Annotated in this window: 28 protein-coding genes and 1 tRNA gene; 22 read left to right on the top strand and 7 right to left on the bottom strand. The window is 43.0% G+C overall.

The window, feature by feature from the left end; translation table 11 throughout:
* Positions 1 to 888 (top strand): type II secretion system F family protein (locus QXR92_04035; GenBank protein ID MEM0319173.1); only part of this gene is annotated, 888 nt, incomplete at its 5' end.
* 72 nt (positions 889 to 960) lie between these two features.
* Here the strand turns inward: QXR92_04035 and metG are convergent.
* Positions 961 to 2,664 (bottom strand): methionine--tRNA ligase, encoded by a 1,704-nt coding sequence (metG, locus tag QXR92_04030; protein MEM0319172.1) that lies wholly within the window; start codon positions 2,662 to 2,664, stop codon positions 961 to 963.
* A 223-nt stretch (positions 2,665 to 2,887) separates the two neighbouring features.
* Between metG and QXR92_04025 the strand changes: the two genes are divergently transcribed.
* Positions 2,888 to 3,547 carry a peroxiredoxin gene (locus QXR92_04025; GenBank protein MEM0319171.1) on the top strand — a complete coding sequence of 220 codons (660 nt, stop codon included), beginning with the start codon at positions 2,888 to 2,890 and terminating at the stop codon, positions 3,545 to 3,547.
* Here QXR92_04025 and QXR92_04020 read toward each other — a convergent pair.
* Entirely contained in the window at positions 3,537 to 3,947 is a 411-nt protein-coding gene (locus QXR92_04020; protein MEM0319170.1) for a hypothetical protein, read from the bottom strand. The two genes, QXR92_04025 and QXR92_04020, sit on opposite strands and share 11 nt — an antisense overlap.
* Positions 3,948 to 4,050: 103 nt before the next feature.
* Here QXR92_04020 and QXR92_04015 point away from each other — a divergent pair, with 103 nt between their 5' ends.
* Positions 4,051 to 4,626 (top strand): nicotinamide-nucleotide adenylyltransferase, encoded by a 576-nt coding sequence (locus QXR92_04015; GenBank protein MEM0319169.1) that lies wholly within the window; start codon positions 4,051 to 4,053, stop codon positions 4,624 to 4,626.
* Positions 4,627 to 4,692: 66 nt separating this feature from the next.
* Here QXR92_04015 and QXR92_04010 read toward each other — a convergent pair whose 3' ends face one another.
* Positions 4,693 to 5,499 carry a hypothetical protein gene (locus QXR92_04010; protein MEM0319168.1) on the bottom strand — a complete coding sequence of 269 codons (807 nt, stop codon included), beginning with the start codon at positions 5,497 to 5,499 and terminating at the stop codon, positions 4,693 to 4,695.
* 243 nt (positions 5,500 to 5,742) lie between these two features.
* Here QXR92_04010 and QXR92_04005 point away from each other — a divergent pair, with 243 nt between their 5' ends.
* The 8 genes from QXR92_04005 to QXR92_03970 all read left to right on the top strand — a co-directional run bounded on the left by QXR92_04005 (position 5,743) and on the right by QXR92_03970 (position 13,628).
* Positions 5,743 to 7,131: a nucleotide sugar dehydrogenase gene (locus QXR92_04005; protein ID MEM0319167.1), complete on the top strand. Its 1,389-nt coding sequence runs from the start codon at positions 5,743 to 5,745 to the stop codon at positions 7,129 to 7,131.
* A complete protein-coding gene (locus QXR92_04000; protein ID MEM0319166.1) occupies positions 7,106 to 8,599 on the top strand; it encodes a UbiD family decarboxylase in 1,494 nt (497 codons plus the stop codon). The genes QXR92_04005 and QXR92_04000 overlap by 26 nt, the downstream gene beginning before the upstream one ends.
* On the top strand, positions 8,583 to 9,497 hold the full coding sequence (locus tag QXR92_03995) for a UbiA-like polyprenyltransferase (GenBank protein MEM0319165.1): 915 nt from the start codon (positions 8,583 to 8,585) through the stop codon (positions 9,495 to 9,497). The genes QXR92_04000 and QXR92_03995 overlap by 17 nt, the downstream gene beginning before the upstream one ends.
* A 55-nt stretch (positions 9,498 to 9,552) precedes the next feature.
* Positions 9,553 to 10,542 (top strand): hypothetical protein, encoded by a 990-nt coding sequence (locus QXR92_03990; GenBank protein MEM0319164.1) that lies wholly within the window; start codon positions 9,553 to 9,555, stop codon positions 10,540 to 10,542.
* Positions 10,543 to 10,613: 71 nt separating this feature from the next.
* Complete coding sequence (locus tag QXR92_03985) at positions 10,614 to 11,273, top strand: ABC transporter permease subunit (protein MEM0319163.1); 660 nt, start codon at positions 10,614 to 10,616, stop codon at positions 11,271 to 11,273.
* A complete protein-coding gene (locus tag QXR92_03980; GenBank protein ID MEM0319162.1) occupies positions 11,261 to 11,932 on the top strand; it encodes an ABC transporter ATP-binding protein in 672 nt (223 codons plus the stop codon). The genes QXR92_03985 and QXR92_03980 overlap by 13 nt, the downstream gene beginning before the upstream one ends.
* Positions 11,933 to 11,936: 4 nt before the next feature.
* Positions 11,937 to 12,020, top strand: a tRNA-Leu gene (locus tag QXR92_03975).
* Positions 12,021 to 12,182: 162 nt separating this feature from the next.
* The gene (locus QXR92_03970; GenBank protein ID MEM0319161.1) at positions 12,183 to 13,628 is read left to right on the top strand and encodes a sodium:solute symporter family protein; all 1,446 of its coding nucleotides are present in this window, start codon (positions 12,183 to 12,185) and stop codon (positions 13,626 to 13,628) included.
* On the opposite strand, the gene QXR92_03965 is transcribed toward QXR92_03970, so the two are convergent.
* Positions 13,581 to 14,132: a hydrogenase maturation protease gene (locus QXR92_03965; protein ID MEM0319160.1), complete on the bottom strand. Its 552-nt coding sequence runs from the start codon at positions 14,130 to 14,132 to the stop codon at positions 13,581 to 13,583. The genes QXR92_03970 and QXR92_03965 overlap by 48 nt on opposite strands.
* A gap of 210 nt (positions 14,133 to 14,342) precedes the next feature.
* Between QXR92_03965 and QXR92_03960 the strand changes: the two genes are divergently transcribed.
* The 11 genes from QXR92_03960 to QXR92_03910 all read left to right on the top strand — a co-directional run bounded on the left by QXR92_03960 (position 14,343) and on the right by QXR92_03910 (position 23,076).
* Positions 14,343 to 14,690: a hypothetical protein gene (locus QXR92_03960; protein ID MEM0319159.1), complete on the top strand. Its 348-nt coding sequence runs from the start codon at positions 14,343 to 14,345 to the stop codon at positions 14,688 to 14,690.
* Positions 14,677 to 15,141 carry an NADH-quinone oxidoreductase subunit NuoB gene (nuoB, locus tag QXR92_03955; GenBank protein MEM0319158.1) on the top strand — a complete coding sequence of 155 codons (465 nt, stop codon included), beginning with the start codon at positions 14,677 to 14,679 and terminating at the stop codon, positions 15,139 to 15,141. Before QXR92_03960 ends, nuoB begins: the two co-directional genes overlap by 14 nt.
* A complete protein-coding gene (locus QXR92_03950) occupies positions 15,113 to 16,771 on the top strand; it encodes an NADH-quinone oxidoreductase subunit C (protein ID MEM0319157.1) in 1,659 nt (552 codons plus the stop codon). The genes nuoB and QXR92_03950 overlap by 29 nt, the downstream gene beginning before the upstream one ends.
* On the top strand, positions 16,768 to 17,742 hold the full coding sequence (locus QXR92_03945) for a complex I subunit 1 family protein (protein ID MEM0319156.1): 975 nt from the start codon (positions 16,768 to 16,770) through the stop codon (positions 17,740 to 17,742). The genes QXR92_03950 and QXR92_03945 overlap by 4 nt, the downstream gene beginning before the upstream one ends.
* Complete coding sequence (locus tag QXR92_03940; protein ID MEM0319155.1) at positions 17,736 to 18,092, top strand: 4Fe-4S binding protein; 357 nt, start codon at positions 17,736 to 17,738, stop codon at positions 18,090 to 18,092. The genes QXR92_03945 and QXR92_03940 overlap by 7 nt, the downstream gene beginning before the upstream one ends.
* Positions 18,093 to 18,104: 12 nt before the next feature.
* Entirely contained in the window at positions 18,105 to 18,560 is a 456-nt protein-coding gene (locus tag QXR92_03935; GenBank protein MEM0319154.1) for a hypothetical protein, read from the top strand.
* On the top strand, positions 18,557 to 18,838 hold the full coding sequence (locus tag QXR92_03930; protein MEM0319153.1) for a hypothetical protein: 282 nt from the start codon (positions 18,557 to 18,559) through the stop codon (positions 18,836 to 18,838). The genes QXR92_03935 and QXR92_03930 overlap by 4 nt, the downstream gene beginning before the upstream one ends.
* 7 nt (positions 18,839 to 18,845) lie before the next feature.
* Entirely contained in the window at positions 18,846 to 20,528 is a 1,683-nt protein-coding gene (locus QXR92_03925; protein MEM0319152.1) for an NADH-quinone oxidoreductase subunit L, read from the top strand.
* On the top strand, positions 20,525 to 21,832 hold the full coding sequence (locus tag QXR92_03920) for a proton-conducting transporter membrane subunit (GenBank protein MEM0319151.1): 1,308 nt from the start codon (positions 20,525 to 20,527) through the stop codon (positions 21,830 to 21,832). The genes QXR92_03925 and QXR92_03920 overlap by 4 nt, the downstream gene beginning before the upstream one ends.
* A gap of 85 nt (positions 21,833 to 21,917) precedes the next feature.
* On the top strand, positions 21,918 to 22,316 hold the full coding sequence (hypA, locus tag QXR92_03915) for a hydrogenase nickel incorporation protein HypA (protein ID MEM0319150.1): 399 nt from the start codon (positions 21,918 to 21,920) through the stop codon (positions 22,314 to 22,316).
* On the top strand, positions 22,303 to 23,076 hold the full coding sequence (locus QXR92_03910) for a P-loop NTPase (protein ID MEM0319149.1): 774 nt from the start codon (positions 22,303 to 22,305) through the stop codon (positions 23,074 to 23,076). Before hypA ends, QXR92_03910 begins: the two co-directional genes overlap by 14 nt.
* 29 nt (positions 23,077 to 23,105) lie before the next feature.
* Here QXR92_03910 and QXR92_03905 read toward each other — a convergent pair whose 3' ends face one another.
* The 3 genes from QXR92_03905 to QXR92_03895 form a co-directional block, all read right to left on the bottom strand.
* Positions 23,106 to 24,269, bottom strand: coding sequence for a cystathionine gamma-synthase family protein (locus QXR92_03905; GenBank protein ID MEM0319148.1), 1,164 nt, complete (start codon positions 24,267 to 24,269; stop codon positions 23,106 to 23,108).
* Positions 24,270 to 24,355: 86 nt separating this feature from the next.
* Positions 24,356 to 25,669 carry an APC family permease gene (locus QXR92_03900; protein MEM0319147.1) on the bottom strand — a complete coding sequence of 438 codons (1,314 nt, stop codon included), beginning with the start codon at positions 25,667 to 25,669 and terminating at the stop codon, positions 24,356 to 24,358.
* A 2-nt stretch (positions 25,670 to 25,671) separates the two neighbouring features.
* Complete coding sequence (locus tag QXR92_03895; protein ID MEM0319146.1) at positions 25,672 to 26,583, bottom strand: acetamidase/formamidase family protein; 912 nt, start codon at positions 26,581 to 26,583, stop codon at positions 25,672 to 25,674.
* Positions 26,584 to 26,764: the final 181 nt, after the last annotated feature.

Genomic DNA, 26,764 nt, shown 5'->3' with positions numbered 1-26,764 from the left:
ATTTCTTCAGTAGCTATAATAGTAGCAGGAAGCGCCATCAGCATCTATATTATTTTCTCCGGAAAACTGACATTCTTCATTCTTGGAATTCTTATAATGGCGGTTGGAGCGGCCCTGATCTTTCCAGGATGGCTCTCCAAGGGAATAGAGGGGCTTATAAGAGAAATAGATGACTTTTTCCCAATATTCATTAGGAGCTACGCCCTGAACTACGAAACGCTTCCGAATCAGGCAAAGGCATTGAGACCCATGCTCATTGTAGAGCTTGGAAAGCTATCCAGAATACTGGAGAACCTCTACGCAAGGCTTCTAAATGGCATAGATCCATCAATAGCTTGGAGGATGGTAGCCAATGAGAGCAGAAGTGAGCTCGTAAGAAGATTCCTCAGAATATTTATTGATGCAATTGAGAAAGGTGGGAAGATCTCGGTGGTTGGAGCATCCCTGAGCGATCACCATAATTTAATCGTGAGATTGAGGAGAAATAGGCTGCAGGTAGCAAAGACATTTGAGACTACAACATACATAATGCAGGGAGCAATAGTTATCATAAATGTATTTGTTGTCAGCCTACTCAACAGCTTTTCCCATCTTCTCACCTCAATGCAAGCGCAAATTCCCGCCAACATCGTTGGTCCTCTGTTTGGGTCCCAGATACCGCTTGCACCCATTATCTACATGAGTGCAATATTCTCAATAGTCACAGCTGTGATGAACGCATTCTCTATAACAAGGGTAACGCCAGGAGTCTCCAGAACATTCTGGTACTATTTGGGCATTCTTCTTTTAATAAGCGGAATTGGGATCATACTGGGAAGCGCCATGATGGAATACATACTGGGATCAACTGTTCAGGCGCTGAGCAATCTCACTACCTCTACTCTGTGAGCAGGACCCATATAGGCTCTTTGCAAAGCAATACTTTAACTTAAAAGATTGCTCCTGGTTCTTTGTTGTTTTTCATATTCTCGGCCTCTTATCCAGGGCCCTCTTTCTTGCCTCGTTCAGAATATCATCGATCCTTTCAAGGAAGTCCTGGGGGAGCTTCTTGAATATTGGTTCTGGCTTTTCTATTCTCTGACCAGGCTTCACCAACATGAGCTCCAAATTGCTGAGCTCACCATTAGTGGGACCAGGTATTCCAATCATCTTGTAAACTCTCCTCATGGATGAGGGGATTATAGGAAAGAGAAGAAGTGCAATGAGTCTCACGAGATTTATCTCCACTATAATTACTGATGAGGCTCTATCTCTATTTTCCTTTATGAGATCCCAGGGAGCTTTTTGGTTCAAATATTGATTTCCAAGCCTTGCAAGCTCCAAAATATGCTCACTAGCTTGCTTCAACTTAATCCTTTCATATGAGTCCACAGCTCTTTCTATAAGAGTCGCGATCTCAGGCTGAATTTCTTGGAGCTCATCTTTTAGGTACGAGGAACTCGGAACAACCCCATCATAATTTCTCCATATGAAGCTGAGCACCCTATGGAACAGATTCCCAATATCGTCATTGAGCTCCGTGTTAATTATTCTGTAGAACTCAACCCAGCTGAAGCTGGTATCCTTACTTTCTGGTCTCATTCTTATCAAGGCAAACCTCCAATAGTCAGCAGGAAGAATTTCCAGAGCCTCATCAGCCCACACGCCAATCCCTCTGCTCTTACTGAACTTTTCTTCTTGGAAAAGAAGGTACTCGGTAGCACTTATTTTCCAGGGCAGTGGGTAACTTTCCCCTGATGCTATCAACATGGATGGAAAGATTATGGCGTGGAAAGGTATATTGTCCTTACCTATGAAGAAAGCCGTTCTTGTTTCAGGATCCCTCCACCAAAAATCAAAATCTTCTCCCTTTCCATTCTTTTCCAGGTACTCCTTCACCGAGCTCAAATAACCAAGAAGAGCATCAAACCACACATATATGGTCTTTCCCTCAGTCCCAGGGAGGGGAGAGGGGACTCCCCAAGATATATCCCTAGTCACGCTCCTCTCTCTAAGACCCTCTGAGACCCAATTTAGGCTGTAATTCCTGACGTTATCATCTAGCTCTCTATGGTTTCGAAGCCATTCGAGAAGCCTATCTCTGACCAATTGCATTTTAAAGAAGTAGTTTTCAGTCTCTTTGTATATGGGCCTGCTTCCGCAGAAAACACAGTGGGGATTAATCAGCTCGGTAGGGTGCAAGAGCCTTCCACAATTATCACATTGATCGCCCCTAGCCTTCTCATATCCACAGTATGGGCACTTCCCCTCAATGAATCTATCTGCGAGAAAGATCTTATCATTGGGACAGTATGGAAGAATCTCCTTCTTCTTCTCAAGATAGCCTAGCTGATAGAGCTTTGTCATGAAGTTTCTAACGAATTCAATATGCACTTGGTTATGTGTTCTTGTGTAGTTACTGAACTCAATTTCCCATTTTCCAATCAAGTCACTAACATAGGCATGCATGGCATCTGTGAGGATCTTCGGATCAACTCCTCTTTTCCTAGCCTCAACCTCGATGGGTGAGCCGTGCTCGTCGCTTCCACTCACATAGAGAGACTCTTCTCCTTTCAATTTAAGGTACCTGTTATAGACATCTCCTGATAGCAGGCTTCCTATCATTGTGCCTAGATGAGGCACATTGTTGACATAGGGCCAGGCGCTGCATACGATGTATTTCACTCAATTCACCCCAAAAATCCTAAACTGATCTAGCATAGCATCAGCAATACACTCCTAATAAGCTTTAATTATTTCAAACAAGAGCTCTCTTTTGGGATGGTAGAGGTTCGATCTGTATAAACAGGAAATGCAATAAAATAATTTTATAAAATATTTTTATTGGTTAAACATATAAACATAACACTTATTACTAAGCTTCCGAATATTGTTCACGGTGATCTAAGTGAGCCAATCCTTCTCAAGTATGCCAAGAGTCGGAGATAAGGCACCTAGATTTGAGGCGCTAACAACTTACGGAAAGATAACCTTTCCAGATGACTTCAAGGGAAAGTGGGTCATTCTCTTCAGCCATCCAGCAGACTTCACTCCAGTCTGCACAACGGAATTCTATGCATTTCAGAGAAGAATGAAGGAATTCGAGGAGCTTGGAGTAAAGCTAATAGGACTGAGCGTTGACCAAGTATTCAGTCACATAAAGTGGGATGAATGGATAAAGGAAAAGCTGGGGATAGAAATAACATTCCCAATTATTGCTGACACAACTGGAAAGATTGCTTCGCTCTATGGAATGCTTCATGCACAATCAGAGGGCACACAGACTGTTAGGGCAACATTCATAATAGATCCTAACGGGATTATAAGAGCAATACTGTACTATCCAATGGAGCTGGGAAGAAACATAGATGAAATAATCAGAATGATAAAAGCCCTTCAAGTAGCAGATAGGGAAAAGGCGGCGATGCCAGCAAACTGGCCAAACAATGAGATAATGGGAAGCAAGGTCATAGTTCCGCCACCAAGCAACAAGAACGATATACCAGAGAGACTCAAGAAATATGAGTGCCTTGATTGGTGGCTCTGCTACAAGAGCGCTACTCAGTAAGTTTGTTTCTAAATTCATTCAATTTTTTGAGCAGCAAAGAAGCCATTTCCTCTCTCTCAAAATAGTAATTTTCTCTGTCACTTGCAATCATATAGATAGCTAGTCCTTCCAGAGGATTTTTTGGTGGTTCAGGCAAACCTCTTGGCCTTTCTTTTCCCATATAAATCCACTTTATTCTTGGCCTCCCCTTTACATCTCTTCCAACGTATATTATCTTCCACCAGTACCTTCCCAAATACATGTATATTCTTCTCTCGTCGTTGGAGATCTTTGTAACATAGTGTACTGGTTTCAGATAATATCCTGAGCTCTCTATCATTCTATTGTAGTTCTTGAAGGACAGCTTTATTTGCTCAATGAAGGGATTAAGCAGCTCTCTAGGAATGGTAATTCTACCCAAATGCATCTCCATTGAAACTTTTCTGGAAGCATGGTTTTAAAGAGTGCAGCTCGTGCTATATTTTATTATCCAATTGAACAGAGCGTTAGGAAGAGTGGTAGTTATGGACATACGCATACCAAGAAGAGCAATATTCTTCGGCAGGTTCCAGCCTTTTCATTTGGGTCATCTTCATGTAGCTGAGGAGATCCTCACTTCAGATGAATACGAGGAATTGGTCTTTTTAATAGGAATGAGCAGCGAGAGCCATACTGAGAGAAACCCATTCACTGCAGGAGAGAGAATAGAAATGATAAGATTATCCATGAAGGAGAGAGGACTCGATCTGAGTAGAGTAATAACAGCTACTCTGCCAACAATGGAGATTCATCCCTCTTCAGCATTCCATGCAATCTCCAATTGCCCTAGAGCTGAGGCCATATACGTAGGAAATCCCATAATGCTCAGAATATTCAACGAGCTTGGCTTCAAGACAGTAACACCATCTCCCTACAGGAGAGAAATCTACAATGGGACGTTCATCAGGTTATTGATGAAGAAGAAAGATTCTAGATGGAAGGAGCTCGTTCCAATCTCAGTAGCTGAGTTCATTGAGAGCATTGGAGGAGTAGATAGAATAGCAGCTATTTCTTCCCAAAGTGAAGCCCACATCCTGGAGAAGGGGGGCAGTCTGGAGTGAGCCGGTATGGCTAAAGCATTCTAGCTCAGAAATATAGAAGCAACGCTTTAAAAAAGAAACAAGCAATTAGAATCGAATGAAAATTTTTGCGAGAATTGTTTTGTTTTCTTTTTTAATGGAAACAATGTCGGCTAGAACATCTCTTCTAAGCAACGATCCGAAAAATCCCTCAAGCATCCCCAAAATTATTCTTGGCTTTTCCTCCACCATTTTTGTCTCAAACAGCTGAATTTCCCAGTTATCCCTTATAGTCAATGTTATTCCATTCTCTGCAATGTTCCAATCCTCAATAACCCCCCATCCGGCAACTAGAAGCAGCATTGAGGCAAATTTCATAGCTTCGTCCAGCCTATCAATTCCTCCCAGAGCCTTCACATAGTACTCGTAGACGTTCTTTCCAATATGAATGCCCAAGTTTCTCTGATAATAAGGAAATATCTGTGTACCTAGGACCTTTTTCATACCAAGAGTCAGAGCCTCGTAGTTCCCGGGACCCATCATTATCCATCTTAGTCCGAGAACATCAATAGGAAACTGCCTCATTGAATAGCATATGTTTCTGAATCTCCCAGAGAGGGATGAATACGAAACAATGGGAGAAGCCTTGATTTCTCGAGATAGAGCCAAGGCGCTGCTCTCAACATCCCTCACTGCAACAAGCAAATTTGCTCTTGTTTCTTCTTCGTTTCCCGAAATGGCTGCTTTCACTTCGACTATTTCAGTCCCTCTCTGCCTAATCTTCTCGATGATTCTGTTGCTTTCAGAGAGAACATCGTTGAGCTTTCCAACAAGCTCAACATCGATGCAGGAGAGAGGTTGAGACTCGGAGAATATAATAAGAGCTGGTTTATATGTGCTGGCCCCGCCCGCCATTATTCTGAACACCATTATTCTAAATTATTTTTAAATATATTGTAAGTAGATACAAATTGCAAACTTGTAAACAACAATATAAAAGTATTTGTCTTTTTAAAATATTTGTATATTTTGTATATATACTGACTTTTAGTTACAGTTCAGAAATAACTATCTGAGCTTCCTGGTGTCTTCTAATACAAGGATAACTCAATAGTAATAAAGGGAATTATAGAAAATGACCAGTGCCCGGTGATCGATTTGAACTTGCTTTCCATAGGAAGGGAGGAAGCATCTGCTTATCTCAAAGAAGGGAAAATAACAGTTTCAGTTTTTGGCCTCGGAAAGATGGGGCTTCCCCTAGCTCTAGTTTTTGCTGAGAATGGAGCCAAGGTCATTGGTGTCGATATAAATGAAAAAACTGTCGAGGAGCTAATGAAGGGAAGGAATCCAATTCCATTTGAACCAGGTACTGATGAAATGCTGGAAAGGGCCCTTAGGAGAAAAAATTTCATAGCTACTACTGATGGGACATGGGCAGCCTCGCAGAGCAATTTGATAGTAGTAATAGTCCCCGTCTATGCTTCCAGAACTGGCATTGATTTCAGGAGCATGGATGCTGCTATCAACAGCATAGGTAAGGGTTTAAGAAAAGGATCCATTGTTGTAACAGAAACAACCCTTCCTCCAGGAACCACCGAGAAATATGCCTTCGTCCTGGAGTCAATGTCAGGGCTGAAAGCTGGGGAGGACTTCGGTATAGCTCATGCACCGGAGAGAACTATGAGCGGAAGGGTTGTAAGAGATATAACTGAGAGCTATCCAAAGATCATAGGAGCAATAAACAAGAGCACCCTTGAGCCTCTGATCGGCATCTATGAAACCATCAACAAAAAGGGAGTAATACCTGTATCAAGCATAAGGGCGGCCGAAGCCGTTAAGGTCTTTGAGGGAGTATATAGAGATGTCAACATAGCCCTGGCAAATGAGCTGGCACTTATATCTGAGGAGCTTGGACTGAGCGTTAATGAAATAATAAATGCAGCGAATTCGCAGCCCTACAGCCACATTCACAAGCCAGGAGCCGGCGTTGGAGGGCACTGCATACCAGTCTATCCTTGGTTCCTAATACATGCATTTCCCGAGCTAGCCAGAATAGTGAGACTGTCTAGAGAGATAAATGAGCTTATGCCAGTTCACATGGTGGAGCTAACTTTGAGGGCCCTAAATGCAGCAGGAAGACCTCTCAATGGTTCAAGGCTAATTGTTCTTGGTCTTAGTTATAGAGGGGAGGTAAAGGAGCATGTTAACACCCCAACACTTCCTCTTGTAAGGGAGCTGGAGGCGTGGGGGAGCATTGTGGAAGTACTAGATCCATTTTACTCGGAGGAGGAATTGAGGAGCCTGGGACTACAGCCGTTCAGCGGAGACTTCAAAGGAGCAGATGGCTTAATAGTTGTTACAGATCACAAGTTGTTCAGAAATCTCGATTTGAAATCAATAGCAAAAATTATGAGAACGCCGGTTATAGTGGATGGAAGACACATCTTTCTGGGAAATCCGATGCTTGAGGATTATTTCTACATAGCTCCAGGAGAGCAGCTCAAGCTCCCAAGAAAGGGAAGTGATTCAATTGGATCCCCTAGCTGATTTGAGGAGCTACATTGAGTGGTTGAAGAGCAAGGAAGAGCTTGTTGAAGTGAACAACCCCCTTTCACCCGATCTCGAAATACCTGCTCTGCTTAGAAAATTGATGTATGCTGGAGGACCGGCTGTCCTCTTAAATAAAATTGAGGGGTATGATGGCTGGAGAGTTGCAGGGAACCTTTTCAGCAGCATAAGAGTAATTAGGCAAGCGCTATCAGTTGAAAAGCTTGAGGATATAGGGGAGAGACTTATACCGATGCAGCTGATTCAGCCTCCTCTTTCTCTTCTTGAAAAAATGAAAGCTACAGGAGAGCTATTCAGAACCTCCAAGTATCTTCCCTCCAGGACATCTCATGCAGACTTTGAAAGCAACATTCTGGAGAAGGACGACAATCCACTCGAGAAAATACCATTCTTTAGAACCTGGCCAAAGGATGGGGGGAAATACGCAACTTTTCCAATTGTGATAACCAGGGATCCTGTCTTGGGAGTTCTCAATATGGGAGTCTATAGAATGATGATATTAGATGGAGGCCGTGCAGTGATACATTGGCAGATTCATAAGAGAGGAGCTATGGCGCATTCTGCTGCTCTGGAAAAAGGAGTCGATGAGCTCCCAGTTGCAGTAGTAATAGGAAGCGATCCTGGAACGATGTTAGCAGCGGTCTCTCCCGTTCCATATCCAATTGACAAGGCCCTCTTTGCTGGGGTTCTGAGAGGAAGAGGAATAGAGCTTTATGAGCTCCCTAACAGCATCCCTGTACCATCCAATGCGGAAATAGTGATTGAAGGAAAAGTGCAGCTGAGGAACTTATCCAGCGAGGGACCCTTTGGAGATCACTGGGGATATTACGATAAGCCCACTGAAAAGTATCCAATTTTCTCTGTCGATAGAGTTTACTTCAGAGACAATCCTATTTACTATGGAAGCGTGACTGGACTACCCGTTCTCGAGGATGGTGTAATTGGAAAAGCAATAGAGAGAATATTCAAGCCAATTATGAAGCTGCTCCTTCCCGAGATAGTTGAAGTCAACTATCCTCCAGAGGGAGTATTTCAGGGGATGCTGATAGTTTCTATAAAGAAGAGATACCCAGGACAAGCAAAGAAGGTCATGAGCGCTCTATGGGGCCTGGGCCAGAGCTCCCTCACAAAAATAATAATTGTAGTTGACGATGATGTGGATCCCAGAGATATTGGAAAGGTAATATGGGCAATATCTTCAAACGTGAATCCTTCAAGAGATATTCTGATAATCGGGAATTCCCACAGCGATGCCCTCGATCCAGCTAACATCTCCCCCTCCTATGGCGGAAAGCTAGGAATAGATGCTACTAGAAAGCTTCCGGAGGAAAATTATGGAAGAGAGTGGCCCGAGATGGTGAAGGAGGATGAAGCTGTTCTAGCAAAGATAAGTGGTATTCTGGGAACAATTCTGAAGGGGTGGAACAAGATTGAGAGATTCTACTAGCTGGGATCCAGGCAAAGTTCAAAGCTTTGGAAAAATGAGGGCAGTGATGAGGCTCATAAGAATAGAGCACACGCTTTTCAGCCTTCCATTCGCCTATGTTGGCATAGTCCTTTCAGGATTTCCATATTCTTTGAGAACGTTTTTGCTCTCAACTCTTGCAGTATTTGGGTTGAGAACAGCTGGAATGAGCTTCAATAACATAGCAGACTTGGAAATAGATAGGAGAAATCCCAGGACCGTGAAAAGACCTCTTGTGACAGGGGCTTTAAGCCTCAGGGATGCCTGGGTAGTTGTCATATTGGGCTCTGCTGTTTACTTCACTTCTGCTATGCTTCTCAACATTTATGCCCTATTGCTCTCCCCCATTCTATATGCTGTAGCTATGAGCTATCCTTATGCTAAGAGAATGCACAGCCTGCCCCATCTGCACTTAGGTCTCTCCCTTGGACTGGTAGTTTTCGGGGGAGCAATTGCTGCTTCTGGCTCATTCGTGAATTCTTTGCAAACAGCGCTGAAGACCGTTCCGTGGCTATATCTAATTGGGGTAACCTTCTGGGTAGCAGGTTTTGATATACTCTATAGTATAATGGACATAGACTATGACAGAAAAGAGGGACTCGGGAGCATTCCAGCGAAGCTTGGTGCTTTTGGAGCAATAAAAACTTCCTCCATTTTCTATGCCGTTTCTTCCTTATCCTTCTTCCTTGCTGTTCATGAGTATGGACTGGGAGAGATCTCAGCTGCGTCAGTAGCAGTTTCATCACTACTAATGCTGTTTCAGGTGCTCATTGTTAGGAAGGACTTGAGCAAAATTCCAACGGCATTCAATTTAAATCTATTCATCGGAATAGTCGTCAGCGCTGGAACTCTGCTGGATGTAGCGCTGGGCTATTTCTAAATATATATCAGGGGAAAAAATCCCCAAATTTAAAACAGACCAGGGGTGAATACTCTTGAGGAGATGGTTGCTGGCAGTACTCGTAGTTCTTGCTCTACTGATTCTTTCTTCATATTTATTGTTCCTGGAGAGAGGTGGAAGTAACATCATTACAATTAGAGCCGGCACTCTTCAAGGAGGCATTAGCACGCTTGATGAAATGGAATACTTCAACTTGAGCTCTAAGCAGGGAGTGCAGCTGGAGATCTACCGCTTTGAAAAAACTACCGACATATTGGCAGCAATCGAAAGAGGAGACATCGATGTCGCAGTCATTCCTTCTGAGATGGCAGCAAAGCTTATTCAGAGCGGAGTTTCCGTGCAAATAATTTCTCCCGAAATGCTGCAGAACCAAGCAGTTCTTTCTCGAACATCTGCAATCTCATCATTCCAGCAGCTAAGGGGAAAAAACGTTATATCGCTGCTTAGCACTGGAACATACATGCTTTTCAAGGCATATATGAAGAGCATATACAATCTGAGCGTGGTTGATTCTCCTCAAGGAGGAGGAGATATAATAGGTATTAATTCTCCCCCAGGAGCAATCTTGGATGCCCTAGCCAGAGGAGATGGAGCTGCTGCAGTGGTTTGGGAGCCGTTTGTCTCAATAGGCGTGGTGAGATACAACTTCACAATAATTGGTACGTTTCAGGATCTCTGGAAGCAGTCCAACTCCACAGGAATTCCTGTAATGCTTGTATGGGTTGCATCGAAAAACTTCACAAGCGACGGGCAAAAGCTAAGCGCTTTTCTCTCCATGAGAAAGACAGCTGTTGATATATGGAAAACCGATCCCCAATCAATAGAGCAGATGCTTGCTCGCCTCTATGGCCTTTCGCAAAAAGAAGCAGCATATTTGTACGGCAGGGTTGTTATCCTCGACAACACTCTGAACTCTACCGTGATTCAGGGAATAAGGAGCTCATGGTCTCTGGCTTGGAAGGGAGGATATCTAGCACAAGATCCCTCAACAATAGGTGATCAGGTATTCTACGCATCAGGCTAAGCATGCTTGGATGGTTTTATCTATCCGCTGTCATTCTAAGCCTTTGGTTCTTGCTGTATCACGAGTTCCCTATGTCAGTTCCCAGCGGACAGGATGTGCTGAGCTACCTTGAGCAGATAGGTACTAGGAGCCTTCTATTCAACATAGGCAGAACTCTCCTGAATACTATAGCCGGGTTCCTAATTTCTCTTGCAGCAGCATTCATTTCAATAGCGCTTTACTATATTAACGATCATGCAGCCTCTCTCATTGAGGCCCTAAACACATTTATTCAAAGCGTCTCTGCTCTCGTCTGGACTCTGATCTTCCTTTTGATCTTCGGGCTTACAAGCTCGCTTCCTCCTATTCTAGTTGTAGCAGCCACATCCTATCCTATATTGCTGACTGTGGGCCTCAATGGAGCAAAGGTTGTAGTCGAAAAGTTTGGAGATATGGCAAGAGCTATGGGTGCTAGAAGAAGGCAGCTGATTGAATATTTCATATTTCCTGGAGTTCTGCCATATTTGGCCAGCGGAAGCAGAGCCGCCATTGGGAACTCTCTAAGAATCAGTGTAGTTGCTGAAGCCCTTGGTAGCAGTGGAGGGGTTGGGTACATGCTTGTCTACTGCTACAATCTCGGATACAAAGGAGGAGTATTTGCTTGGAGCATCATACTAATAGCTCTGATGATATTGGTTGATTTGGCCATCCTAAGGCAATTGGAGAGGTGGTTCATCAATTGGATGAGCTAGTTGTCATAGACAGGATTAGAAAATCCTACAATGGACTGCTGGTAATCGATGAGATCTCTTTTTCATTGAAGAAGGGAGAAGCAATAGGTCTTGTTGGTCCAAATGGAGCGGGTAAAAGTACTCTTCTCAAGATAATTGTGGGTATTCTCAAGCCAGATTCGGGAAAAGTAGAGGTACATGGAAGGATTGGATATACCCCACAGGATAATCAGCTTCTTCCTTGGTTCAACCTCAAAAAGAACATTCTACTTGCAGCGAAGCTCTCAGGCATCAATGAAAGTGAGGCAGGGAAGAGGCTGGAAGAACTAGCTCATATGTTTGGTATAGAGGAGCACCTTGAAAAAAGAGTCAGAGAGGTTAGCGGTGGAACAGCCAGAAAAGCTGCTCTGGCAAGATCCTTGATTACTTCTCCAGACATATTACTTCTCGATGAGCCCTATACAGGAATAGATAGGGCTTCAATAAGATCCTTGCATGAAACCTTGATATCGCTGAGGAGCAGATTGAAAATTGGAATGATAATAGTATCTCATCAATTGGAAGAACTCAGAGAAATAAGCGACAAAGTGCTAGTATTAAGTCACAGGCCGGCAAGGATAGTCAGAGAAATTAATTGGAAAGATAAAAACTTATTTGAAGAGAATTCAATTGGGGGATAGAGATGCGGGGGTGCCCGAGCTGGACGAAGGGGGCGGACTTAAGATCCGTTGGCGTAGGCCTGCGTGGGTTCAAATCCCACCCCCCGCACTCCAAGCTCACTTTATATTTAGCAGCCCTAATCATCTTGTTTCTGGTCTATCTTCCCTTTATTCTGAAAATAAGCGGCATCTCTCTTCTTCTCTACTGGATTTCTCTTTCCTTGATTGCTCTCATCATTGTCAATTATTCAATTAGGAGGGAATAGAGATATTGATCTCTTCATTTATTCTAATGTTTTCTGCTTACGTATTGCTTGGATCGATGCTGGCATATTTTTCCAGGAGATTTCTTTCCAGGAGTGCCACGGATTTCTACTCTGCACACACAAGACTTGGATGGTTTCTAAGTTTCATGGCATATGCATCAACTACTTACAGCGCCTTCATGGTAGTCGGATTGGTTGGCCTCTCCTACTCCACAGGATTAGGAAGTCTGGGATATGAGCTTTCCTATCTAATAGCAACATTGTTTCTCCTCTCATTATATGCCAATAAACTGTGGAAAATCTCGAGAGATGCCAAGATATCTACAGTTTCGGAGCTGAATGAGCATATGTTCGGCTCCAGAAAATTTGCTCTATTCATCTCAATATTTCAAATGATAGCCCTCATTCCCTATCTTTCAGCTCAAATACAAGGTCTTTCTCTAGCATTCAGCTTCCTTGGAATGAGCTATGTTTTGGGTGTTCTCGTTTCCGTGATGATTTCCTTTGTTTGGACTATGATAGCTGGGATGTGGAGCATAGCTTTCACAGATGCTATGCAGGGGATATGGATGCTCTCTGCTGGATTAGCATTCTTCTTATTCGTCTTGAGTTTGACAAATCATAGTATAGGCATACACGGAGCCTTTTCCCTCTTGGAAAGCTCTGGATCCCTCTCTGTTGGACAGGGGTATTGGACGATCGGAACCTTTCTGAGCTACACCATCCCCTGGATATTTTTCGCACTTTCCAACCCCCAGGTCGTACAGAGGCTCTTTTCCCCCAGAAGCGAAAAAGATCTTAGAAAGGCCATCACTGCTTTCGGCATCTATGGGCTTCTATACACGGCTTTCATGGTCTTGACAGGACTATTAGCTAGGTCTCTTACAATTGCCTCACTTTTCCCCTCTATAAGCAACAGAGATCAGGTCACATATGCCCTTCTAGGTTATGGGAACGAGATTCTTTCATCATTCATTCTCGTCAGCATCTTTGCAGCAGCTATCTCTACTATCAATGGAATAACGATCACTGTATCCTCGAATATTTCATCTCTCCTTCGGAACTCAAGAAGGATATCTGAAAGAATGGAGATACAATTAAGTAGGGTTATCGTTGCTCTCTCCCTCCTTTTCTCAGGCCTCTTCTCCATCTGGAGATTGTCATTCATAGTAGAGCTCTCAGTTATCTCATCGCTTCTGCTTCTTCCAACAGCAATACAGCTAATAGCAGCTCTCGAGCTTCCGGAGCTCAGAAGGGCAGATATTGCCATCATTAGCTTTCTACTGGGAGAAATTCCTCTGTTGCTGAGATCGATTCAAATAAAGCTGGAGGGCTATCCGCTGGTTTCCTTATTTACACAGCAAATAATTGGAATTCCCCTCCCAATTATTTCCCTTATTTTTTCAGCCATCCCTATTCTTATCTTTGCTCTCATAAGAAGAAAACTCTAGCTCTAACATTGTCTTCATACGTATTCCAAGAAGTTCATCCACATAGTTTATCAGCTTCTCAACCGAAGGGGATAATTCCTCTCCAATATCAAAGCGCTCTCCTCCAATTCCAATTAAGATCACTGAGTCCAGCAATATGCTATTACTCAAAATTTTCAGCGCCATTGAAATTGGAATTCTGTGGGACCAAGCAGCTCCCTCTGAGATTTCTTCAATATCAAAGAGGAAAATTTTTCCTGCCTCATTTGTATCAACAGCCGCGGCGTCCAATATTACTAGCCTACTCGGCTTTTTTTCGATTAGCCTATCCAAGCAGTTTTCCAGTCCACCATCACATATTAATATTTCATCGCTGCTTGTTCGCTTCCTTAAAATATCGCAGAGCTTCAATGCAGCGGCATCATCCGATCTGAGAGAGCTTCCTATGCATGCTATTGTGGACTTTTTATTCTCAATTTCTTCCAACAGTAACGCAACCAGCTCTTTTGCTGATAGCTCTTTCAACTCAAATCTTTGATGTTTTACTGAAAAAAGGATAATAAGTATTTGTAATAATAGATTGCTATTGTATATAATTTTATATTATTAATTATTGATTAAGCAAATATACGTTAATAAGATAGAAGAAATTATTTCGTAATTTTAGATTTTTACATAGAAATATTTATTAATTGAAAATAAATTAAAAATTATTGATCTCCGGAGGTATTTGGATTGGAGCTAGCTGAAATAGAGCTAGAAATAATTTCTGTTCTGGTGATAGGAGCATTATTCGCAGCCATATATGTTCTAACCAGCAAGTCTCCCCTCTTCAATGTTGAAAAGGGGGGAAGAAAGTCCCAGCCATATACAGCGGGGATCTCTCTCAATGGAGAGAATTTTGTTCATGTGAGCGATATGATCATATTTCTATCCATACTTCTCGCAGTCGAGTCGCTCCTCGTAGCTACTTTCTTCGTAGAAATTTCTCCTTGGATTATTCTCCTCTTTGCAGCATCCCTGTTCGCAACAGTGCTTGGATACTTCGTCTACTTGGGGGAGAGAGACATTGGAAAAAAATAGCTCACTCCGGTTGGTGAGGAGGAGCCCTTGGCTCTTCCATTTCAACTCAGGTGGATGCAACGGCTGTGATATTGAGGTGGTAGCATCTCTCACACCTAAGTACGATGTTGAGAGGCTTGGAGCAATTCTAACTTCCTCTCCAAAACACGCTGATATATTGGTTGTAACCGGTCCAGTCACGAGACAGACTCTTGGATCCCTGAGAATGATATACGATCAAATTCCTGAACCCAAGGTTGTTCTGGCTATTGGAACTTGTGCATGCAGTGGAGGAGTCTTCCGAGGAGGGTACAATGTTATAGGAGGAGTGGATAAGGTTCTCAAAAACGTGATATGCATTCCAGGATGTCCTCCAAATCCGAGAATGATCTATTCCATCATCAAAAAATTCTACGAGAATCAGCTTGGAGGTGCAGATGAGAATGGGAGCAGTAAGCCTGAAAAGGAATGACAGCTCTTCTGTCTTAACAGTATTTCCGGAATCCCTTCCTGAAACCGTCAGAGCAGTTATCTCGAGCTATCCCCATTTAGTAGGAATCACCGCCACCCATGTGGCAAACAGCATTGAACTGATCTATTCCTTTGATAATTGGAAAGGAGAAATGAAACATCTGCTAGTATCCCTTCCTGAAAAAGGAGCAGCTGTCGAGAGCATAAGCTCTCAGATCAGAGGGGCCTATATATATGAGATGGAAATAAGAGACATGTTTGGAGTCAGCTTCATTGGACATCCTCTACCAAATGCCAAGCTTCTCCTACCGGAAAGCTATCCTCAAGGTGCCCCACCGCCTCTCCTCAAAACAGTTTCACTTGAACAACTAATGCAGATCCTCAATGAAGTTCAGATGCAGGAGCCACCTTCATCGGTTATACCAATAACTGGGTCCTCCAGGTACAGTGTTGAGAGCATAGTAATACTGCCTTTTGGCCCGTATCATCCAGCTCTAAAGGAGCCTGAGCACTTTGCCATAGCACTCGAAGGAGAGAAGATTGTGGAGGCAAGACCAAGAATAGGGTACGTTCATAGGGGCATAGAGAAACTTGCAGAGACCAGGAGCTTCCTTCAAACCCTCTTTCTGGTTGAGAGAGTATGCGGAATTTGCAGCTTTCATCATTCTTGGACGTATACTCTTGCTGTTGAGAATCTCTTGGGGATATCTCCGAATAAAAAGGCAGAATTCTTGAGGACGCTAGTTGCCGAGCTTGAGAGGATACACAGCCACTCTCTATGGATAGGACTCCTCGGATACTGGGTAGGTTTCGACTCAATGTTCATGTGGCTCTGGTCTGCCAGAGAGAGGATAATGAAGCTCTTAGAAATGATTGCGGGAAATAGGGTCAATAAATCCTTCATTACGATTGGAGGAGTTAGATACGATGTTTCGGATGAAAAATTGAAGGTCGTGAAGAGAGAAATATCGGAATTTGAGAAGGAGTTCAGAAGAATAACTGAGGAGGTCATGTCATACGGTCCTCTGGAAGAAAGAACAAGAGGCATAGGCATATATCATGCAGACACAGCTATTTCTTCAGGAGCCGTTGGCCCAGTTCTCAGAGCCACGGGTGTTCCCTATGATATAAGAAAAGTTGAACCATATGGCGCTTATCCAGAAGTTTCGTTTGATGTTGTAACTGGAAATAGGGGAGACGTTCTCACAATTGCTGAAGTAAGAGTAAAGGAGACCTTCGAATCAATAGGAATAATCCAACAGCTAGTTGAGAAAATGCCCTCCGGAAATCCCGTTCCTTCAGCTTTCTTCATGGGAACTTCAAAGGATGGTGAAGCTTTTGCAAGAACTGAGCCACCGAGGGGAGAACTCTACTATTATATTAGGGGCAAAGTCGGAATGAGAAATCCCTACAGAGTTAAAATAAGAACGCCAACACTGCCAAATCTCGTTTTGGCTTCAGAGGCAATAAAAGGATACACGCTATCCGACGTCCCCCTAATTTTAACAATGATAGATCCCTGCTTCAGCTGTGAGGATAGAGCAATAGTCTACATTAACAGAAAGGAGCCGTTCATCGTAAAACTGCCTAGGGCAGCTCCTCAGGGAATTGGCCTTGGGTGTTCTCTATGAGCTACTCCATTTTTCTAGTACCAATTCTAGCTCTTGGGGCAGGAATAGTATTTCTCTTTCTCTGCTTTTTCTTTGAATGGGTAGAGAGAAAAGCCATAGCTAGGGTTCAGAAAAGAATTGGACCGTACTTCACTGGACCTGGAGGCATCCTGCAGCCTGTAGCTGATTTCCTGAAGCTATTGGGAAAGAGGGAGATAATTTCAGAGGGAACAGATATACTCCTGTACAGGCTCTCTCCACTCGTGGGAGTTACACTTCTCACCTACGGTTTTCTCCACATACCATTTTTTTCCAAGAGCTCTATTCTCAGCTTCAACGGAGATCTGTTGGTCATATTAGTTATATTTGCCTTGACATCTTTTTCCTATCTCATGGCGGGAATGTCCATAAAGACTCCCTTCACACTAGTGGGTACAAGCAGGTTAATAGTGCAGTACTCTCTCTATGAGCTGATCTTCTTGTCTTGCTTTGCAATCATATTTTTGCAGGTAGGATCAGCTACGATTAGTGAGATCGTTCAGTACCAGGTACAGAATGTTCCTATCATTGTTTATCAGCCTATAGGTTTTGCTGTAGCAGTTATCTCCTTGCTTGCAAAGCTAGAGAAGCCTCCATTCGATTTGCCTCACGCCAAGCAGGAAATTGCAGCAGGTTGGATGAGTGAGCTTTCAGGCAGGACTCTGGCTTACATAAGACTCTCTGGCGACATGGACTTTACCCTCAGCATTTTTCTTATAGTGTCCCTATTCCTTGGCGGAGGCTATGGTCCCCTTGTTTCAAGCTTACCAATTCTTTGGCCAATATACTTCCTTCTCAAGTCTATCGCACTAATTATACTTCTAGCATTCATTGAGGGAGTAGCTGTGAGAGTGAGGAGCATGCTCCTTCCCATGAGGCTTGCTCTTCCATTAGCATCAATGCTCGTGATACAGGCGCTAATAATAACAAGCTGGAGGATGGGATTATGGTAGCGAAAAAAAGCGTGAAGACAGTGTTTGAAGCTATAGAGAGCTTTTTTTCAAGACCGGAGACTTTTCCATCAGAAGATACTGAAAGAGCATTCACAGAAGTTTCAAGAGGCATACCAGTCCTGATAGCAGATAAGTGCATTGGTTGTTCTCTCTGCGCATTATCCTGTCCAGCTCAGGCAATAACCATGATACCTGGAGGAAAGAGAATGCTTGGCAATAGACAGGTTGAAATCAAGAATCCAAGCTTCGATTATTCAAAGTGCATCTATTGTGGTCTATGCGCCCAGGTGTGCAGGCAGAATGCCATAGAGATGAGGAAGAATGTGGATCCAATAATCATAATAAAATGAGTGGTGGGAAAGATGGACATTATCGCTTCAGCCCTGGCCATACTAGGGAGCGCTGTCATCATATTTTCATTGATTACAGAGAAGTGGTCTCTCAGCATAGTATCTATCCTTTTTGGCTCTCTGCTCATAGGTCTCTCCATAGCTGCTGAAGTGGATCCTAAGGCAGGATTAGCAGTCGTTCTCATTTACAGCGGCGGACTAACTGCTCTCACATATGTCTCAACCATTCTTCTCAGCAAAAAAGAAGCAGTAATAGCCTCATCGGGCAAGCTATTGAAGCTGATAGTTATACCTGCCCTAGTTTCTGTTCTCTTTTCAACAGCAATTAAAATAGCGGGTCCTAGAGGGGGTTCATGCATTCTTTCCCCCACTCTCCCGATAAGCTATCTAGACATAACTTCCCTTGCTACTGCTCTAGTGATAGCCATAGGAATAATCATAATTTTGCTTGGAGGTGCTAGAAAATGATACCAGTATTGACAGCAATTTTATCTTCTCTCCTCATAAGTGCGGGCATAGCTGCTATTCTAACCTATAGAAGCCTCTTTAGGTTCATATTGGGAATCTTTTCAGCATCAATTGGAGCAGTTTATCTTATTTCCTCCATATGTCCATCTTCATTTGCCATAGTTCTAATAGCAAGCATTTCTGGAATTTCGGAAGCTGTTCTCATATCCTTTCTCATATCCCTTTCTAAGAGCAGGAAGGTTGAGGATTTCGATGAACTGAGAGAGCACTCGGGGTGATGAAAAAGTGGAAACCACAACAAATCTTCTCGCAATCCTCTCCCTCAACAGCTTTGTAGCCTCTGCTCTTATCCTTCTTTTCAGAAGGAGAGCAATTGCTGAGCTGCTTGCAATTGCCTCAGCAATTCTTTCTCTAGCAATATCAATGTATTTAATATCTCTGCCATATCTTCCAATAGAGATACAATTTCTTCCACATATATCGCTATATCTAGATAGGCTATCCGCCTTCTTCTCCCTTGTTGTGAGCCTCATTGGAAGTGCAGTCGCTATCTACAGTGTTGACTATATGAAGAATGCTAAGGACTTTACAAGGTATTATTCTCTGATTTCTCTCTTCGTTGGAGCAATGCTGAACTTAGTTCTAGCCTCCGACATAATATATCTACTCCTCAATTGGGAGCTTGTTGGAGTGTGCAGTGCGCTTTTAATAGCGTATTGGTGGGAAAGGAAAGAAGCCAGGAGGGCTGGAATGAAGGCCCTGATCATGACCAGAATTGGAGACGTTGGTTTAATGGCATTTGCCTCTATTGCTCTATATTACGGAGAATCCAGCATTCCAGCGATTCTGTCCTCTCAGCAGCTTTCATTGAAACTTATTCCCTTTTTACCACTCCTGGTTCTCGCGGCAATGGGGAAGTCCGCTCAATTTCCGCTGCACACATGGCTTCCCGATGCTATGGAAGGGCCCACCACAGTAAGCGCACTGCTCCATGCTGCCACAATGGTTAAAGCTGGAGTATATCTCATGCTAAGATTCTATCCAATTTTCCTTGGAAATCAAGCAGCTGTTGCTTTTCTTCTAGCAGTATCTATAATTACTCTTTACCTCTCTTCGCTAGCTGGCTTGGTTTCAATGGATATAAAGAGAGTCCTGGCCTTCAGCACACTTAGTTCCCTCTCACTCATGTTCATAGCAATATGTCTTGGGGAGTTCTACGTTGCCCTACTATACCTCTTCAATCATGCTCTCTTCAAGGCACTTTTATTCCTTGTGAGTGGAAGAGTAGAGCACTCCCTCCACACAAGGGATATCTCGAGGCTGAAGGGACTTTGGGGAAAGGGATTCAAAATTGAGACAGCTGGATTCTTAATAGGGGCTCTAAGCGCTGCAGGTCTTCCTCCTCTATCTGCTGGAATTGTGAAGGAAGAGCTGTTTGTCGGGATGATTCCCCACTTTTCCCTTCTGGAATATTATCTGATAGCTGGAACTATGTCCTTCCTGATGGCCATTTTCATAATGAGGCCATTCGTTTTGTCCTTTCTCGGAAGAACTAGCAATGAAGGAGCTCATGATAAAGAGAGAACACCTCTGATGACAGGCGTGAATTTATTCCTTCTCGCGATGACTCTAATAGCAATTGTCCCAACTATAATCATCTCTAGGTATTTAGGAGGAAGCGGCCTCAAGCTAGAGATAGAGACACTTCCATTCCTTGGAGTTCTGCTTGGAATACTCTGCGCATTCTTCATACCTAGGACAAATGTGAGCATAAGCAACATCATGAGAAAGAGCATTGAGTCCTCATTTGGAATTGATATTGCATATAATAGGATCGGAGAGGTTTTTTACCGATACATATCAATGGCAGCTTCCAAACTGAACAGTGGGAAAGCTTCTCAGGGGCTGAGAGGAATGATAGCAATAGTGGTTCTCATAATAATTGCTCTGGTGGTGTTTGCTCCATGAATTTGGAGTCTCAGATTGCCGTGCTACTACTTGCTTATACTATTCTCTCATATTCAATACACGTCATAGCAAGGTACTTGAAGGACCTAATCGTAAATGTGCTGTCCATAGCTACAGGAATAGCTATGGCATATCTATGCTTCAATGCTAGAGGCGTGGCTGGTCTAATTGGTTCAATGGGAGTACTGACACTAATAGTATCGCTTCTCATAGCAGAGCTATATAGGGTAGAGAGAAGGGCAATGTTTTCAATGCTAGGAGTTTACTTCGTTGGCACATCCATACTCCTTTTGATAACAGACAGTGCCCTCAGATTATTCATCTACTGGGAAATAATAGCAATGGTCATGATAGGAAGCCTCGCACTTTATAGGAGCAATGATGGCTATGAGGCTGCATTAAAATATGCTATTATCTGTTTACCCAGCTCGATAGTAGGACTGTTTGGCCTAATTTTAGCTATTTCAGAGACAGGATCTCTTGCTTTTCCAGAACTTCTCCTCGGCGCAGCTTCTCTCTCCAAAGCTCTCATGGCTATAGGCTTTGGAGCTGAAATTGCTCTCTTTCCAATGTATGTGTGGCTTCCAAGCGTGTACGTTGGCATGCACCCCCTTCTCCTCGCAGTTGAGGTATCCTCAATCTTGCCAGCGACATCCTACATTGTTGGAACCATAGCTTCTATGAGTCCTGCGACAGCTCTTGTTATATCCTCCTTAGCCCTAATAGGATCCCTCGTTGGCTCTCTCTCCTCTATAGTGCAGGGTGACCTGAGAAAACTTCTTTCCTACAGCACTCTCTCTCAGATAGGATACATAGTTCTAGGTCTATCTGCAGGAACTACTTTAGCCAGGAGCTACTCTATTCTGCAGATGATCGCACATGAAATTCCCAAGGCCTCACTGCTTCTGATATCCTTTGCACTCCTGAGCAGGCTCAAAACAAGCGAAGTCAACAGCCTCTCAAGACTTGGAGGTAGCTATAAATTCGTAGTGATAGGAAGCGCTCTAGCCCTTCTTGGTCTACCACCATTCCTGAGCTTCTGGAGTGAACTCTACATATTCTTGGGCACATTTTCAGCAGGGACTCCATGGAACATATTAGCTATAGTATACTTCACAGCCATCGTGCTGTCCACTGGATATGCCTTTAAAATTATATACACATATGCCGAGGGGGCAGCTGAAAGTGAAAGGATAGGAACTGATGCTATGGGTCTATTAATTCTGCTCTTCTTTCTCTTATCAATATTGCTCTCTCCCCTGCAGAGCTCAATACTTCAATACTTCTTGGGCTTCTCTCCATAGATTTTGCCGACGCTGATTCTCCTCAAGTACAGATAAGCGGAACTCTTTTTTTCTTAAAAAAAGAGAAAATGCGTGGTGCTCCAGATTGGTTCACGAATGGGCATTGGCGGAATCGATAGCTACATATCTATCAGAAAAGCACGGGGGCAGAGCTTTCAATAAAATAGTCATAGGCGTAGGCATTCTCCAATCCATTGACTTAGATATTTTGGACTTCGCATTGAGGGAGCTTCTGAATCAATATAATGTTAAGGTAGCAAAGATCGAATATAGGACAATTGAGGTAGAGCTGAAGTGCAGAGCATGTGGATATTCTTGGAAGCTTCTCCCAGAAGAGCTTGGGGCTGAGGCATCAGAGATGATCCACTTCATACCTGAAGCAATTCATTCATTCATCAAATGTCCTAGATGCGGATCAAGAGATTATGAAGTGCTGAAAGGAAGAGGGATATACATAGAGGAGATCAGCTATGATGAGGAATGAAGATCCCAGAGATAACACAATCCCCATCAGACTGAAAGAGATCTCCGTTATACTCCCAGCCGTTAGCTACAAGGGAGGAGTAGGAAAGACAACAATCTCTTCTCTGTTAGCCCTTTCTCTTGCTGATTCAGGAGCATCAGTTGGACTGCTTGATCTCGACTTCACTAATCCAAGCACGCATTTGGTACTTGGATTAGACTTGAATGTGGCTATGCCCAGAGAAGATAAGGGAATTTTGCCTGTGGAAGTAGAAGGCATAAAGCTAATGACACTTGCCTTTTTCACAAAGAATAATCCAACTCCCTTAAGGGGAAAAGAGCTCAATGAGGCATTTAAGGAAATACTCTCCATAACCATTTGGGGGAAGTTGGACTTCTTAGTCATAGATATGCCCCCAGGTCTCTCCGATATCACTTTGAATGTGCTGAGATTCATGAAAGAAAAGCTTTACCCCCTCGTGATATCTTCATCGAGCAAGCTCTCGATACATCCGACAATCAACCTTATACGAATGTTCTCGGAAATAGGGATTTTGCCCATAGCCTTAATTCTGAATGAGGGTGCTGGTTCTCCAAAACTTTATTCTGAGATTCTGGATGCATATCAGAAGGAAAACATTGGAAAGATCTTCAGGATAGAGAGAGATGATAGAATAGAGAATGCCTATGGAAATCCCGATTTATTGAGGAAAACTACTGTGTATGCTGCGCTTAAGCAACTTTCGAGGGATCTGCTGGCTACCTTTGGAAAAAAGAGCTAGGCATTGGGTAAATACTTAATCCTTATTTATCATGAGAGAGCTTGATCAAGGTCCTCGATAATATCATCTACATCTTCCAGTCCAACTGAGAGTCTAAGCAAATCCTCCGTTATTCCCAACGCCCTCCGATCCTCCTCCTGGATATATTTTGAAGCGGAAATTATGGGATAGGTTAACAGACTTTCAGGTCCTCCAAAGCTAGGAGAGGGAATTATTATTTTCAGCTTTCTCAGCACAGAGAGAGCAAAATCTCTTCCTCCTTTAACTTTGAAGGAAACAACTCCCCCATACATTTTTTTCCTAAACAGTCTAGAGGCAATTTCTCTATAAGGATTGCTCTCTAATCCAGGATAGTAAACCTCAGAGACTCTTGGATGTTCCGATAGGAACTCAGCAACCGCGAGAGCATTCCTGGAGTGTGCCTCCATCCTAACTGCAAAACTTTTCATGCCCCTGAGAACCAGAAAAGCCTCGAATGGCTGCATTATTGTACCAAGGAGCTTTCTCCACTCCCATAGAAATAAAACATCTTCCCTTTTACCAGCAATTACTCCACCCACAACATCGTTGTGACCGCTGATATACTTAGTTGTGCTCTCTATAACTAAGGAAGCTCCATGCAATAATGGAGTATACAATATGGGAGAAGCAAAAGTGTTGTCGACAATCAAGAAAGTTCCTTTCTCGGCACTTACCTTGGCTATCTCGCCAATATCCACAACTCTCAGAGTTGGATTAGTTATCGTCTCCACTATCGCTAAATCTGCATCTTTCTCAATAGCTTCAATGATCTTTTCTGTTGAAGGCCAAACCTTTTCAAGCTTGAATCCAATTTTTTTTGAGAGATTGACCAACAATGCAATCGTACCTGAATAAGCCTCCATTGGTATTACAACTTTTGATTCAGAACTCAGCCTAGAAAGGAGTACGCTTGATATAGCCCCCATTCCACTGTTGAAGGCCAAAGCATCTTCTCCTTCTTCCAGTTTGGCAATGGCTTTTTCCAGAGACCTCGTAGTAGGATTTTCTTCTCTCGAATACTTGAGCTCCCTTACCCCATCTATTATTTTTGTTTCTCCCGTCTTCCTGTTTGGCTGCTCGAAAAGCGACGTCAAATACACAGGAGGCATCCTGATACCATATCCTTCATCATAGTACTCATGCCCATGAATTGAAACTGTGCCCTTTTTCATAATAACCACCCAACAGTAAATGAGAAAGTTCCAACACAAAGAAAAAAGCTTTGGTCTTTATTGCCATTTTCAAAAATGGCAGAAAATTACTCAACAGGAATTACTGTTCTAACTTTGAACCCCCTTGTGATATATGCCAGGTAAGCTATTCCAAGGATGAGCCAAACAATACCAAGCTCCTTCGCATAAACATCTAAGCCATACCAAATGGCTGCCGTGATCACAAATCCTATGAATGGCATTACTGCGAGCACTGTTCTTTTCTCAAGCTTAATGAATCTATATGCAAGAGCAATGTGCATTATTGCGAACGCAGTTAGCGCTCCAAAGTTTACAACAGAAGAAAGATCCTTCAATGTGAGCAAATAGACTAGAGGGGCTGTAATTAATGCCACGAATATTGTTGAGAAGTAGGGTGTCTTGTACTTCGGATGGACCTTTGAAAATATCTTTGGAAGATGTCCTTGTCTTCCCATAGAGAACAGCACTCTAGATATTCCTGCTTGAGCTGCCAGAGTATCTCCAACTCCCCAAGCCAGAACTGTTCCCAAGAGGGTTAGAAGCTGAAGACCCCTACCTCCTGCCTCTTCAGCTATGTAGTAAAAAGCAACGTCGGGAGACTCAAAGGAGTATCCAGGATGAATTAAAGCAGCCAAATATGTTTGGAGAATGAACATGGAAGCAATTATGGGAATTACTAGGATAACAGCCCTGCTAACTACTTTTCTTGCTTCTATGGTCTCCTCGGCCAATGTTGTCATTATATCAAATCCCAAGAAACTTAGCACAGCAACCGAAGTTCCCGAGAGCACGGCTCCCCACGAGAACTCTGCCGGATTGTAAAATGGCAGCAAATTGAAGCTAAGGGAAGGATCAGTAGCTACCCTATATAGAGCAGCAGCAACGAAAGCTACTAGCACAAAGTCCTCGAATAAAAAGAGAGCCATCGAAGCTCTCGCTGTTAGCTCTACACCAAGTACGTTGAGGATTGTTGCTGCTGCTATGAAAATTGTTGCCCAAACAATCAAGCTGATCCCTGTTAGAGCTTCCAGCCAAAGTGCTGAAACGAGTATAACTAGCGCCGGAATCAGAATATAATCAAGCAATATAACCCAGCCTGCTATAAATCCAACATTGTGTCCAAGCGTTTCACGCACATACGCATAGACCGAGCCAGCTTCAGGGAATCTCAGGGCAAATTGTCCATATCCCCATGCTGTGAAGAACATTGCAATTGCTCCTATTGCATATGTAAGAGGAACCTGTCCATTGCTCAATACAGCGACCACACCATAAATTCCCATCGGGGCAATGGGAACCATGGTCATTATAGCGAAAGCTATTAGATCTCTCATCTTCAGAACTCTTTTCAGCTGTTCTTTTTCCTTTACGCCCTCCATTTTTACCGCCTCCTAAGCGCTTCAAGAAGAAGTCTAGCACTGATAACAGAAGTGGGAATTCGAGCTCTCACTGTTTTCTTCGGATCAACTAGCTGGCTTATCTGCATGTCCACAACCAAACTTGAAAGAAGGTATGCATCAATCCAGTCAATTGAGAAAGCATTTGATAGAGCAGATACCACTATTCTTGACGCTTCTTTTAGAGAATCCTCGACGGATCCAGCTGAAACTACTATATACAAAGAATCGCCGTACTCTACTATGGGCCATGGTGGAGCAAGATTTTCGATTATGCCGAACTCAAGCTCCACCTCTCCCCTGACCTCGCATCCAGAAACACATATTTCTCCATCTCCCATAGCAGCATGGAGATCTCCTATTCCAAATAAAGCACCTTCAAATTCTACTGGAAGGTAGACTGTAGCACCCTCCGTTATTTGCCTTGTATCGAGATTTCCACCATTCCTTCCCGGAACTCCTGTTGGGTTTCTCTCGCTTGAAGCTACACCTATTACTCCTATCATTGGTCTATACGGGACTTTAACTCCACTGATCTCCACCCAATTTCCCAGAACCCTGCACTTTCTGTTCCTCGATTCCTTAACATCTTCCCCAAGAAAACCCTCTCCAGGTATAGCGACCACGAGACCTGAGTCGCTTGTTTTTATCTTCCTGACATGAACAGCCAGCGCGTCTCCTTTTTTCGCACCTTCGATGAAAATAGGTCCTGTGGCTGGATTTACTTGGGAAAAATCTATAGAAGATATTTGCTGCGATTCGTCCTTAATTTGATTGGAGAAGCAGTCTCTCGTCTCTATAATAATGCTTTCGTTGGGATGGACTTTAGCAATTGGAGAAATATCTGGGTCAAACTTGAAAAACACTCTCTCTGATGTAATTTTCTTTCCCATCATTTTTTAAATCCTCTTTAAGGCATTGGATTTTTTAGTTTCCTTTTTTAAGTTTTAAGTATTTTATTTAAAAAAGGGGATTGATTTGAACAAACAAGGAATACCATAAACAGCTCAAAGGGATTGAATATTTACTAAAAAGCCCTCTTTCATATCAATAGATAATTTTAAAAAATTATTAATC

It is taken from the genome of Fervidicoccaceae archaeon, from assembly GCA_038734945.1.
In the GTDB taxonomy this organism is placed as follows: Archaea; Thermoproteota; Thermoprotei_A; order Sulfolobales; family Fervidicoccaceae; genus ARK-14.
The sequence above is the reverse complement of the archived record's forward strand: the minus strand, read 5'-3'. Positions and strand labels throughout refer to the sequence as shown.